Raw genomic sequence first — 12,845 nt, 5'->3', positions numbered from 1 at the left:
ACCCGTGCGGATTGCTGCGGCAGCACGGTTTACGATTCCAGAAGCGCAAGCGAACTGTCGTCTGTTCCGACATGGGGATGGATGCAAGCAGCGGAGCCTGCGGAGCGACCTAAAGGCACCTTCAGGAGGATCAGTGACTGCGGTAGAGCCCCAGCCAGTCCAGCAGTTGGAAGCGACTCGGCCGTATCCGGCGCGGACCGGGCCGAAGGGTTCGTATCTCTACAAGATGGTCACCACCACCGACCCGAAGGTCCTGGGCACCATGTACCTGGTGACCGCGATGAGCTTCTTCCTCATCGGTGGTCTGATGGCGCTGTTGATGCGGGCCGAGCTGGCGCGCCCCGGCCTGCAGTTCCTCTCGCCCGAGCAGTTCAACCAGCTGTTCACCATGCACGGCACGATCATGCTGCTGTTCTACGCGACGGCCATCGTGTTCGGCTTCGCCAACATCGTGCTGCCGCTGCAGATCGGCGCCCCCGACGTCGCCTTCCCCCGACTGAACGCGTTCAGCTACTGGCTGTACCTGTTCGGCGGCACGATGGCGACCGCGGGCTTCATCACCCCGGGTGGCGCCGCGGACTTCGGCTGGACCGCCTACACCCCGCTCACCGACATCCTGCACTCGCCCGGCGTCGGGGCCGACCTGTGGATCCTGGGCCTGGCCGTCTCCGGTCTGGGCACCATCCTCGGTGGCGTCAACATGCTGACCACCGTCGTCTGCCTGCGCGCGCCCGGCATGACCATGTTCCGGTTGCCGATCTTCACCTGGAACATCGCCGTCACCAGCGTGCTTGTCCTGCTTGCCTTCCCGCTGCTGACCGCCGCGCTGTTCGGGCTCGCCTTCGACCGGCACCTCGGTGGCCACATCTACGACCCGGCGACCGGCGGCATCCTGCTCTACCAGCACCTGTTCTGGTTCTTCGGCCATCCCGAGGTGTACATCATCGCGCTGCCGTTCTTCGGCATCGTCTCCGAGATCTTCCCGGTGTTCTCGCGTAAGCCGATCTTCGGTTACACCACGCTGGTCTACGCGACGCTCGGTATCGCCGCGCTCTCGATCGCGGTGTGGGCGCACCACATGTACGCCACCGGTGCGGTGCTGCTGCCGTACTTCTCGTTCATGACGTTCTTGATCGCCGTCCCGACGGGTGTGAAGTTCTTCAACTGGATCGGCACCATGTGGCGAGGTCAGTTGACGTTCGAGACACCGATGCTGTGGTCGATCGGCTTCCTGGTCACCTTCCTGTTCGGTGGTCTGTCCGGTGTCATCCTGGCCAGCCCGCCGCTGGACTTCCACGTCACCGACTCGTACTTCGTGGTCGCGCACTTCCACTACGTGCTCTTCGGCACCATCGTGTTCGCCACCTTCGCGGGCATCTACTTCTGGTTCCCGAAGATCACCGGCCGGATGATGGACGAGCGCCTGGGCAAGTGGCACTTCTGGGCCACCTTCGTCGGCTTCCACACCACCTTCCTGGTGCAGCACTGGCTCGGCGCCGAGGGCATGCCGCCCCGCCACGCCCACTACCTGCCCACCGACGGCCTCACCGTGCTGAACACCCTCTCCACCATCCGCGCGTTCATCCTCGGCGCTTCGATGCTGCCGTTCGTCTGGAACGTCTTCAAGAGCTTCCGGTACGGCGAGGTCGTCACCGTGGACGACCCGTGGGGCTACGGCAACTCGCTCGAATGGGCCACCACCTGCCCGCCACCGCGGCACAACTTCTACGAGCTGCCGCGGATCCGGTCCGAGCGCCCGGCCTTCGAGCTGCACTACCCGCACATGATCGACCGGATGCGCGCCGAGGCGCACGTCGGCTGGGGTTCGGGTAAGCACGCCACCGAAGTGCACGAAGGCGCAGTGGCAACCAAGTAGGAATCAGTAACGACGACGAGTGTGCACCTGCTGGTGACCAGCGGGTGCACACTCGTTTGTGCAGTACCGGAGCGCGTGACAACGAGGTCCAGCAACAGCTACGGCAACTTCGAATCTGGAGTACACACAGTTGGCCGACACAACCGTTCTCGTCACCGTCACCGGGCCCGACCGTCCCGGTGTGACGTCCGTACTGCTCGCGGCGATGTCTCGGCACCAGGTGAGCCTGCTGGACGTCGAGCAGGTCGTCATCCGCGGTCGGCTGACCCTCGGCGTGCTGGTCACCTGCCCGGGTGACCCGGAGTCGCTGCAGGACGAACTCGAAGAGGCGATGACCACCGTCGGCATGCACGTCGACGTCGAGGTCGACGCGGCGATCGGCAGGCAGCCGATGTCCACCCACGCGGTGGTCGTGCTCGGCGCGCCGGTCACCGCGCACGCGTTCAGCACGGTCTCCCGGCGGCTCGCTGCTCTCGGCGCCAATATCGACTCCATTCGCGGCATCGCCGACTACCCGGTCACCGGAATGGAGCTGCTGGTCACCGCGGCCGACACCAGTGCGGACACCGACGCACGGCTGCGCACGGCACTGGCCGAGATCGCGGTCGCCGAGCAGGTCGACGTCGCGGTGGAGTGGGCCGGACTGGCCCGCCGGGCCAAGCGCCTTATCGTGTTCGACGTCGACTCGACGCTCATCCAGGGTGAGGTGATCGAGATGCTGGCCGCGCACGCCGGGGTGGAGGAAGAGGTGCGCAAGGTCACCGAAGCCGCCATGCGCGGCGAAATCGACTTCGCCGAGTCGCTGCGGCAGCGGGTCGCGACGCTCGAGGGCCTGGACGAGTCGGTGATCGAGGAGGTGGCCGACCAGATCGAGCTCACCCCCGGCGCGCGCACGACTATCCGCACGCTGCGTCGGCTCGGTTTCCGCTGCGGCGTGGTATCGGGCGGGTTCCGTCAGGTGATCGAGCCGTTGGCGCACGAACTCGAGCTGGACTTCGTGCAGGCCAACACCCTGGAGATCAAGGGCGGCAAGCTGACCGGCCGGGTGGTCGGCGAGATCGTCGATCGCGCGGCCAAGGCCACCGCGCTGCGCAAGTTCGCGGCCGAGGCGGGCGTGCCGATGGAACAGACGGTCGCGGTCGGCGACGGCGCCAACGACATCGACATGCTCAACGCGGCGGGGCTCGGTGTGGCGTTCAACGCCAAACCCGCGCTGCGCGAGATCGCCGACGCGGCACTGTCGCATCCGTTCCTGGACGCGGTGCTGTACGTGCTCGGTGTCACCCGGCACGAGGTGGAGGCCGCCGACGCCCGCGACGGACTGCTGCGCCGGGTGCCGCTGAGCTGACCACGGCGTACCCGGTGTCGTAGAGCCGGTCCGGTGGTCGCCGTCGGTAGGCTGGCGCCGACCAGGATCGTCGGGTGAATCGGAGGGTGCGTTGCGGAAATCTCTGCTTGTGCTGCTGCTCGGCTTGTCTGTAGTGGGTTGCGGCAACAACGATTCGACCGACGGGGACGCGACCTCCTCGGCCGCGCCGACGTCGGCCCCCGGGCCTGCCGCGGTGACGGCCACCGAGTCCGACAACGGCCAGGAGCGACGGCTCGCGGTCGGCGAGCGCCTGGTGGTGACGCTGCCCGCGAATCCGTCCACCGGATACCTGTGGCAGATCTCCGAGCTGGATGCGAATGTGCTTCAGGCGCAAGGGGACCCGGGGTTCGAGACGGACCCGAACGTGCCGGTCGCCCCCGGTGCCGGTGGCAGTTCGGTGTGGACCTTCGCCGGTAAGGCGCCGGGGAGCACCAAGCTCTCGATGCAGTATCTGCGACCGTGGGAGCAGGGTGTCGAACCCGCGCAAACGTATTCGTTGACGATCAAGGTGGAGTGATGTCGAGCATCCCGGAATGTGGTGCCGGAGTCCGGGACGCCGTGGCAGACCCGATCGAGCCGGCCGAATTCGACGAGGCGGGCTTCCGCGTCCGGCACGCGGAACTCGCGCAGGGCTACGGCGGCGCGGGCGATCCCGACGACCCGGCCATGGTGCAGGCCATGCAGCTCGTTCTGCACCTGCCCAAGGTGGACCCGCCGCCGCGCAGCGCGGTGCTGGCCGCGGCGGCGACCGCGTCGGTGGCGCTGTGCCTGGACGAGCGGGTCGGTCCCGGCGGTGAGTGGGCGGAGCGTTATCTGGCCTGGAAGCGCTCGCGTATTCGCAAGGTGAGCAGGCGCGCTCGCGGTGCTCAGTGGCTCGCGGCCGACGAGGTGGACGGCGTCACGGTCGAGGTCGAGGGCGCGCAGGCCAGGGCGCTGGTCCCGGGGCCGGTCGGCGAGGTGGATCCGCGGATCAAGCGGTTGCAGATCGGCGGCACCGACCTCGAGCACGACGACCCCGGCCCCGCCGACCCGGAACTGCCGGTGCTGTGGGTGAATTCGGCGCTCGGCATGACCGTGGGCAAGGCGGCCGCGCAGGTCGGGCACGCCAGCATGTTGCTCGCGGGCGCGTTGACCGCGGCGCAGGCGCTGCGGTGGGCCGAGCGGGAATTCCGTTGCTCGGTACGGGATGCCGACGAACGACTATGGCGGACATTGGCCGATCAGGTCGCCCGTGGCACGGCGGTGGCGGTGCGCGATGCCGGGTTCACCGAGGTGGCGCCCGGCTCTATGACGGTGATCGCGGTACCTGCGCGATCCTGGTGAGGGGAAGCCTTGGTGCGTCGCGGATGAGTCAGGCCGCTAAGCGACCTTGCCGGTCGCGACTGCGGCATACCGGAAAAACACCTGCGTGGATTGCGCGTTGCGCAAGGCCGATTGGGGTATCTCTTCGGTCTACTCCTCTGAGGACGTTGTGCCCTACCCGCGCTGAGCGCTCCAGGCGGAGGCTCGTCGTATCGAGGCATCGCGGCCTCGCCGACCGAAGGAAGGACCAGCTATGACGACGCTGCTGGTGATTCTCGTCCTGTGGGTGCTCCTCTCGGTTCCACTGGCCCTTCTGGTGGCCCGGCTGCTACACAAGTCCGACGGTGAAGAGCATCCGCAGCCCGATCAGGGCGACGACCAGCGGCTGAGCGACCACTTCCTGCTCGACCACCGCCGCTGACCCGAGCGACACGCTGCCCGCACCCCGCCCGCGTTGGCGAGCAGCCCGTGGCGTGGGCCAAGATGGACCGCGTGCCGCAACCCGATCCCGATCTGCTCATCGATTTCACCGACGTCACCGTTCGCCGCTCCGGCCACACCCTTGTTGGCCCCGTTACCTGGCAGGTAGAGCTCGACGAACGCTGGGTCGTGCTCGGCCCCAACGGCGCGGGCAAGACCTCCCTGCTGCGCATGGCCGCCGCCGAGCTGCACCCGACCTCGGGCACCGCGCATCTGCTGGGTGAGGTGCTCGGTAAGGTCGACATCAGCGAGCTGCGGCCGCGGATCGGCTTGTCCTCGGCCGCGGTGGCCGGCCGGGTGCCGCGCGACGAGAAGGTCAGCGATCTGGTGGTGTCGGCCGGCTACGCGGTGCTCGGCCGCTGGCGCGAACGCTACGAGGACATCGACACCGACCGCGCCGTGGACATGCTGGAAAGCCTAGGCGCGGAACATCTTTCGGACCGCACCTACGGCACGCTCTCGGAGGGTGAGCGCAAACGGGTGATGATCGCCCGCGCGCTGATGACCGACCCGGAGCTGTTGCTGCTCGACGAACCGGCGGCCGGCCTGGACCTGGGCGGGCGCGAGGAACTCGTGGAGCGGCTCGGCGATCTGGCCGCCGACCCGGACTCGCCCGCCATCGTCCTGGTCACCCACCACGTCGAGGAGATCCCGCCCGGCTTCACCCACGGCCTGCTGCTCAACGAGGGGGAGGTGGTCGCGCAAGGTCTGCTCACCGACGTGCTGACCTCGGAGAACCTCAGCGACGCCTTCCGTCAGTCGATCGCCCTCGACCGGGTGGACGGCCGCTACTTCGCCCGCCGCGCACGTCGCGCGGGCAAGCACCGCACCCGCTGACCCGCCGCCGTGACGGCGCTCACCGTGCGCGGGTTAGTGTGCAGGAGTGAGTGAGACAAACCCGCAGGCCGACTCTCAGCCGTCGGCGCCGAAGGACGCGTCGACGGTGATGCTGGTGCGCGACGGCGCTGCCGGACCGGAGATCTTTCTGCAGCGCAGGGTCGGTGCGATGGCGTTCGCGGCGGGCATGACCGTGTTCCCCGGCGGCGGCGTCGACCCCTCCGACGGGACCGCCGACATCGAGTGGGCTGGGCCCGAACCCGCTTGGTGGGCAGCGCGTTTCGCCACCACCGAGCCGCGGGCCAAGGCGTTGGTCTGTGCCGCGGTGCGCGAGACCTTCGAGGAATGCGGTGTGCTGCTTGCCGGTCCGACCGCCGACAGCGTGGTCTCCGACACCGCGGGCTACCGCGAGTCGCGCGGCAAGCTGGAGCGGCGCGAGCTCTCGTTGGCCGATTTCCTCGCGCGGGAGAAGCTGGTACTGCGCGCGGATCTGCTTCGGCCGTGGGCGAATTGGATCACCCCGGTGGTCGAGCCGCGGCGCTACGACACCAGGTTCTTCGTCGCGGTACTGCCCGAGGGGCAGCTGGCCGACGGCGCCACCTCCGAGGCCGCTGCAGTGCACTGGCGCACGCCCGCCGAGGCGCTGGACCGTTGGCGGGCGGGCACCGACATCCTGCTGCCGCCCACCTGGTCGCAGTTGTTCGCGCTCGCCGAGTTCGGCTCCACCGCAGAGATTCTCGCCGCCGACGTGGTGATCGAGCCGATCATGCCGGTGCTGCACGACGGCGAGGGGCGGCGCGGGCTGGCCTTCCCGGGCAGTGAGCAGTACTTCGCCGGTCTCCCGGATGCGAGCAGGCTCAAGGGATCCGTCCGCAAGTGAGTCGCCCGGCGACCGGTAGCGTGGCGTCCCATGGCCGAATTCGTGACCCTGGATCTACTCGAGGGTGCCACCGCGCGCCGCGTCGCCGTCCTGCGGATCGCCCGCCCGCCGATGAACCTGCTGAACGCACAGCTGGTGCGCGAGCTGGCCGAAGCGGCCGAGACGGTGGCCGCGGACCCGACGGTGGCGGCGGTCATGCTCTACGGCGACGAGCGGGTGTTCTCGGCGGGTGACGACCTGGCCGAGCTGGCCGGCCTGAGCGAAGATCAAGCGCGGGCGATGGCGGCCGATCTGCAGCGCGATTTCGGCTGCCTGGCCCGGCTGCCGCAGCCGACGGTCGCGGCCATCAGCGGTTACTGCCTCGGCGGCGGGCTGGAACTCGCGCTCGGCGCGGATCGGCGCATCATCGGCGACAACGTCAAGCTGGGGCTGCCGCAGATCAAGGCAGGGCTGATCCCGCTCGCCGGGATCCGCCGCCTCGCCCTGCTGATCGGGCCGGGCCCGGCCAAGGACCTCGTCTACAGCGGCCGCTTCGTCGAAGCCGAAGAGGCCCGCACCCTCGGACTGGTCGACGAGGTTGTCCCGCCCGACGACGTCTACACCGCCGCGCTCACCTGGGCGCAACGTTTCACCGACGGCCCGGCCCGCGCCCTCGCCGCCGCGAAAGCGGTCTTCGAGGCGGGCCCGCACGGCCTGGACCGCGCCCAGACCGAATGGTCTGCTTTGTTCGCCACCGAAGACCGTCGCATCGGGACCGAGTCCTACCTGGCCGACGGCCCCGGCTCTGCGGCCTTCGTCGGCCGCTGAGCCTTGCCGAACTCGATCACCAGAGCCTCGATCACGACGTTCTGAGCAGCGGTTTTCCGAAGATCGCCTGATGGGAACAGGTTGCTATCTGGCCGTGGGTCCAGCTATGCCCGGAAACCATGGGCCGACAGCAAGGCAGGTCTGCGTATTTGGGTAGGCTTAGCCTCCATGACGGTACGTCCCGACGACCCAGCGCCTAACCCGCATGCGACCGAGGCCGAGGTCGAGGCAGCGCGCAAGGATACGAAGCTCGCCCAGGTGCTTTATCACGACTGGGAAGCCGAGACCTATGACGACAAATGGTCGATTTCCTATGACGAACGCTGCATCGAATACGCTCGCGGCCGGTTCGACGCGGCCGTCGGCCCCGCCCCGCTGCCGTACGAGCGGGCCCTCGAACTCGGTTGTGGCACCGGCTTCTTCCTGCTGAACCTGATGCAGGGTGGCGTGGCCGAGACCGGCTCCGTCACCGACCTGTCGCCGGGCATGGTCAAGGTCGCGCTGCGCAACGCCGAGCACCTCGGCTTGGACGTCGACGGCCGGGTCGCCGACGCCGAAACCATCCCGTACGAGGACGACACCTTCGATCTCGTGTGCGGCCATGCGGTGCTGCACCACATCCCGGATGTCGAACTCGCGCTGAAGGAATGCCTGCGCGTGCTCAAGCCGGGCGGGCGCTTCGTCTTCGCCGGCGAACCGACCACGGCGGGCAACTTCTACGCCCGCTGGCTCGGCCGGATCACCTGGAAGGCCACCACCACCGTCACCAAGCTGCCGCAGCTGGCCGGGTGGCGGCGGCCGCAGACCGAGCTCGACGAGTCCTCGCGGGCCGCGGCGCTCGAGGCGGTCGTCGACCTGCACACCTTCGACCCCAGCGAGCTGGAGCGGATGGCGAGCTCGGCCGGTGCCGTCGACGTCAAGGCGACCACCGAAGAGTTCGCGGCCGCGCTGTGGGGCTGGCCGGTGCGCACCTTCGAGGCGGCCGTGCCCGACGAGAAGCTGACCATGGGCTACCGGCTGGCCATGTACAACGCGTGGCTGCGGCTGAGCTGGCTGGACGAGAACGTCATGCGCCGGGTGGTGCCGCGGCAGTTCTTCTACAACGCGATGATCACCGGCGTGAAGCCGGGCACGTCTGCCAAGTAGTGGGCTACGGCTTCAGTCGCGAGGATGTCGCCTACCTCGGCGGTCCGGCGGGCACAGCCGCGCTGACCGAGGTAGACCGGCTGGAGCTGACCCAGGCGACGCACCTGCGCGATCTGGCGCGGGTGCGGCGCGACCACGGGGATCGGGCGGCGGCGCTCGTCGAAACGGTGCGGTTGCGGCGTAAGGCGGGTGCCAAGCTCGTCGACGCGGGGGACTGGCTGTTCACCGACGATGCGTTGCAGCAGGCGACGCCGACGCTGGTCGCCCGGCATCGGGCCGCCCGATTGGCCGGGCGCGCGGTGCACGACGTGACGTGTTCGATCGGTGCGGAGCTCGCCGAGCTGGCGCGAGTCTGCCCTGCTGTGATCGGTAGCGACCTGGACGACGCGCGGCTGTCGATGGCCGCGCACAACCTTGCCGGTTCTCGAAATGTGTTGCTGGCCAAGGCGGATGCGCTGGTGCCGGTGAGCAGGGACGCCGTCGTCGTCGCCGACCCGGCCCGGCGAGCGGACGGCAGGCGCACGCATGATCCGGCCAAGCTGCAACCGCCGCTGCCGGACCTGCTCGCCGCCTATCCCGGGCGGGACATCGCGGTGAAGTGCGCTCCCGGACTGGATTTCGATCGACTCGACTGGTCCGGGGAGATCGAAGTCGTCTCGCTGGACGGAGCTGTTCGTGAGGCGTGCCTGTGGTCGGCGGGCCTGAGCGGTCCGTCGGTCACCCGTCGCGCGACCGTAACGTGCTCGGCTGGAACGTCTTTCGCCCTCACCGACGCGGACTCCGACGATATCCCCGAACAGGAACCCGGTGACTGGATCATCGATCCCGACGGTGCCGTCGTACGGGCCGGTCTGGTCCGCCACTACGCCGCGAAACACGGCCTCTGGCAACTGGATCCGCGCATCGCGTACCTCACCGGCAATGCCGTGCCGCCCGGCACCCGAGGTTTCCGCATCGTCGATCGCCTCGACTACCGCGAGAAAACCCTCCGCGCCGAACTTCGCCGCCACGACTGCGGGCCCCTGGAAATCCTGGTGCGCGGGGTAGACGTCGACCCCGACAAACTCCGCCGCACCCTCAAACCCCAAGGCACGCAACCGTTCACCTTGGTGATTACTCGGATCGGTCGCACCCCGACAGCCTTCCTGTGCACCGCTGTCGCACCGGTGCCGCCTACTACTCCATCTTCTTGACCACCCGCTGCACCGTGAGCCAGGTGCGGGTGGTGATGTCCTTGCCGTAGGTCTTGTCGAGCCAGGCCATGAAGTCGGGGGTCTTACCGGGTTCGCTGTTGTCGACCACCGCGAGGAACGCGTCGCACGCCTTGTCGTAGCCGACGACCCGGGTGAGCGGGTCGGGCTGTTCGGGCAGCTTGCCGAGGGCTTTCTTGCGCTGCTTGAGGAACGTGGCGATGAGGTAGGTGCCGCGTCCGTGCGTGAGGCCGGGGAACGGGTCGGTGTCGAGCAGGGCGCGCAGCTTTTCGTAGCTGCGGATGATCGTTCCGCCCGCGATGCCGAGTTCCGCGTTGAGCGCCTGCTGAATCCGGGTCTCCAGCTCGCTGACGTCGGTGTCCGCACTCTGGAACACGATGTTGCCACTGGCGAGCACCGAGGCGACCTTCTCGAACCCGAGCCCCGCGAAGACGCCGCGCACCTTCTCATTGCTCATATTCGGATTGCTCGGCGCGATCCCCCGCAGCAGTGCGGCATAACGATTCATATCGGGGAACCTACCGAACGCCACGGACAGCCTGCGCGAACCGACGCACTACGCGATATTGGCGCCGTTCTTCTTGCGCTCGATATCCTCCAGCGCCGCAAGGTATTTCGCGCGCTCCTCGGCGCTCGCCTCCCAGGCGTCCTTGCGGTTCTTGACCACCTTGGCCGGCGCGCCGACCGCGATGCTGTAGTCCGGGATCTCCCCCTTGACCACGGCGTGCGCGCCGAGCACACAGCCGCGGCCGACCCGGGTTTCGCGCAGCACGGTGACCTTGGCGGCGATCCAGGTGTCGGGGCCGATCCGGACGGGGCTCTTCACGATGCCCTGGTCCTTGATCGGCAGCGTGATGTCGTCCATCTTGTGGTCGAAGTCGCAGATGTAGCACCAGTCGGCAACCAGGGTGGATTCCCCGATCTCGATGTCGAGGTAGGTGTTGACCACGTTGTCCTTGCCGAACACCACCTTGTCGCCGATGCGCAGCGAACCCTCGTGGCAGCGGATGGCGTTGCCGTCGCCGATGTGCACCCAGCGGCCGATCTCCATCCGGCCGAACTCGGGGGTCGCGTGGATCTCCACCCGCTTGCCCAGGAAGACCATGCCGCGCAGCACGATGTGCGGGTTGGCCAGCCGGAACTTGAGCAGCCGGTAGTAGCGCACCAGGTACCAGGGCGTGTACGCCCGGTTCGCGAGCACCCAGCGCAGCGACGCCACGGTCAGAAAGCGCGCCTGCTGCGGATCCCGGCGGCGCGATCCCCGCCAGCGCGAGCGCAACGGTGCGCCCCACATGCTCGTCACGAACGGCTCTCCTGTCGTGGTCCAACGGCTCGCCGCCCGCCTCGGCGGGCGACGGGTAGAGCATAACGGGCGCGCTCGAGGGCGATCCGCGCACGCGGGGGAGGACAACCCGCGCTGCGCAACGGCGGGACTCGCACACCCGCGCGGGCCCCTACCGTACAGTGACTGCGGCGCCGCGGGCGGCGCCCGGCGAATCCACCACGCGTACACCCGAACCGGGTCGCGCCAGCGCGGTGGTTCGGCACGCTTTAGTCTCGTGCGAGCGGAAACGACGACAGGAGTGCAGCAGGTGCGAAGCGGCGTACTGGCTAGTTCCATGTGGCGACCGTCCCGGCTGCGGGTAGTTGCGTCGCTGGCCGCGGTCGGTGCGCTGGCGTTGACCGGGTGCGGCACCGACGTCGACGACATCACGGTCGGCTCGGGCAAGGGCTGGCCCGCCGCGTACCACGACGGCCGCAACGGTGGCAGCAGTCCGGTGGTCGGCGCCAAGAAAGTCGCGCTGAGCTGGTCACGCCCGATCGGCGGGCCGGTCGCCGAGCCGGTGACCATCGGCCCCGACGGGCAGATGTTCCTCACCACCCGAGCGCCCGGCTGCTCGATCTTCTCCTTCCAGATGGCCACCGGGCGCAAGCGTTTCTGCACTCCGCTGGGCGCGACCGCGGTCGCGGCACCGTCGGTGGTGGACGGCATGACGAACGTCTACGTCGGCGACGACACGGACAACGTCGGCGCGGTCATGTCCTTCAACTACCTCGGGCAACCGAGATGGCGCACCCCGGTCGCCGGTACCCCGGTCTCCTCGCAGTTCACCGGCGACGGAAACCTGCTGACGGTCACCCAATCCGGTCAGATCGACGTGCTCTCGCGCCAGACCGGCCAGCGCATCGTGCCCACGGTGCAACTGCTCGGCCAGCCCGACTTCCTGGACAACCCCAACCTCGACTGGCCTGCCGCCGGACAGGGTCTGGACGACTGCCACGCCGGCGAACCGCAGTGCCCGGTCGCGAACATCTCGGCCGTCGACACCGCGAGCGGACGCTTCTTCGTCACGGTATGGAAGCCGGGTAAGCCGACCGCCGCGCTCGTCGCACTTCGCTACGCGGACAACAAGATCGAGCAGGAGTGGAGCGCCGACCTGCTGTTCGGCGGTAGCGCGACCAGCCCGACCCTTTCGCCCGACGGTAAGACCGTCTACGTGGGGGACAACAGCAATCGGCTGATCGCCGTCGACGCCGCCGACGGTCGCACCAAGTGGGTGCAGCCGCTGGAATGGACACCGCGCGGCGGTATTTCGGTGTCCGGCGACGGCCTGATCATCCCGTCCGGCGACGAGGGTTATCTGCTCGCGCTGCGCGACAAGGGCGATGTCGCCGAACTCGCTTGGGAGCGTAAGGATTTGGGCCTGCGTGGTGTCCCGGTGCAGACCGCAGGTGGTACCGGCTATACCCCGGCCGCGATCGGCGAGGGTTTGAACCTGATCACGTTCGACACCAAGACCGGTGCCACCATTGATTCCGATGTGCTGCCCGGCGCGCAAGGCAGCACCACCGGCACCTCCGTCGGCGCGCAGGGTGAGGTCGTCGTCGCGACCCGCATCGGTGAGCTTTTCGTCTTCAAGCCCGAACGCTGACTCC

General features: G+C 68.5%; 13 protein-coding genes. 11 read left to right on the top strand and 2 right to left on the bottom strand.

Annotated features, from left to right (window positions below; translation table 11 throughout):
- Window positions 1–133: 133 nt before the first annotated feature.
- From ctaD to DBO33_RS33145, 10 genes are all read left to right on the top strand, one after another.
- Window positions 134–1,876: an aa3-type cytochrome oxidase subunit I gene (gene ctaD, locus DBO33_RS33185; RefSeq protein WP_107658562.1), complete on the top strand. Its 1,743-nt coding sequence runs from the start codon at window positions 134–136 to the stop codon at window positions 1,874–1,876.
- Between the two features lie 130 nt (window positions 1,877–2,006).
- Window positions 2,007–3,224 (top strand): phosphoserine phosphatase SerB, encoded by a 1,218-nt coding sequence (serB, locus tag DBO33_RS33180; protein ID WP_107658561.1) that lies wholly within the window; start codon window positions 2,007–2,009, stop codon window positions 3,222–3,224.
- Between the two features lie 91 nt (window positions 3,225–3,315).
- The gene (locus DBO33_RS33175; protein ID WP_107658560.1) at window positions 3,316–3,762 is read left to right on the top strand and encodes a protease inhibitor I42 family protein; all 447 of its coding nucleotides are present in this window, start codon (window positions 3,316–3,318) and stop codon (window positions 3,760–3,762) included.
- Complete coding sequence (locus DBO33_RS33170; RefSeq protein ID WP_107658559.1) at window positions 3,762–4,568, top strand: aminoacyl-tRNA hydrolase; 807 nt, start codon at window positions 3,762–3,764, stop codon at window positions 4,566–4,568. The genes DBO33_RS33175 and DBO33_RS33170 overlap by 1 nt, the downstream gene beginning before the upstream one ends.
- A 232-nt stretch (window positions 4,569–4,800) precedes the next feature.
- Entirely contained in the window at window positions 4,801–4,968 is a 168-nt protein-coding gene (locus DBO33_RS43215) for a hypothetical protein (protein WP_159080649.1), read from the top strand.
- Between the two features lie 62 nt (window positions 4,969–5,030).
- The gene (locus DBO33_RS33165; RefSeq protein ID WP_107658558.1) at window positions 5,031–5,864 is read left to right on the top strand and encodes an ABC transporter ATP-binding protein; all 834 of its coding nucleotides are present in this window, start codon (window positions 5,031–5,033) and stop codon (window positions 5,862–5,864) included.
- A 109-nt stretch (window positions 5,865–5,973) separates the two neighbouring features.
- Window positions 5,974–6,744, top strand: a complete 771-nt coding sequence (locus tag DBO33_RS33160) for an NUDIX hydrolase (protein WP_234391437.1) — start codon at window positions 5,974–5,976, stop codon at window positions 6,742–6,744.
- Window positions 6,745–6,774: 30 nt separating this feature from the next.
- Entirely contained in the window at window positions 6,775–7,551 is a 777-nt protein-coding gene (locus DBO33_RS33155; protein WP_107658556.1) for an enoyl-CoA hydratase-related protein, read from the top strand.
- A 168-nt stretch (window positions 7,552–7,719) separates the two neighbouring features.
- Entirely contained in the window at window positions 7,720–8,697 is a 978-nt protein-coding gene (locus DBO33_RS33150; protein ID WP_107658555.1) for a class I SAM-dependent methyltransferase, read from the top strand.
- On the top strand, window positions 8,697–9,890 hold the full coding sequence (locus DBO33_RS33145) for a class I SAM-dependent methyltransferase (RefSeq protein WP_107658554.1): 1,194 nt from the start codon (window positions 8,697–8,699) through the stop codon (window positions 9,888–9,890). The genes DBO33_RS33150 and DBO33_RS33145 overlap by 1 nt, the downstream gene beginning before the upstream one ends.
- On the opposite strand, the gene DBO33_RS33140 is transcribed toward DBO33_RS33145, so the two are convergent.
- Window positions 9,874–10,416, bottom strand: a complete 543-nt coding sequence (locus DBO33_RS33140; protein WP_107658553.1) for a DUF1697 domain-containing protein — start codon at window positions 10,414–10,416, stop codon at window positions 9,874–9,876. The genes DBO33_RS33145 and DBO33_RS33140 overlap by 17 nt on opposite strands.
- A 48-nt stretch (window positions 10,417–10,464) precedes the next feature.
- Entirely contained in the window at window positions 10,465–11,211 is a 747-nt protein-coding gene (locus DBO33_RS33135; RefSeq protein WP_107658552.1) for an acyltransferase, read from the bottom strand.
- Between the two features lie 289 nt (window positions 11,212–11,500).
- Between DBO33_RS33135 and DBO33_RS33130 the strand changes: the two genes are divergently transcribed.
- A complete protein-coding gene (locus DBO33_RS33130; RefSeq protein WP_456093884.1) occupies window positions 11,501–12,841 on the top strand; it encodes an outer membrane protein assembly factor BamB family protein in 1,341 nt (446 codons plus the stop codon).
- Window positions 12,842–12,845 lie beyond the last annotated feature (4 nt).

Source organism: Nocardia suismassiliense (assembly GCF_900269665.1).
Classification (GTDB): Bacteria; Actinomycetota; Actinomycetes; order Mycobacteriales; family Mycobacteriaceae; genus Nocardia; species Nocardia suismassiliense.
This window is presented reverse-complemented; position numbering and strand designations above follow the sequence as displayed.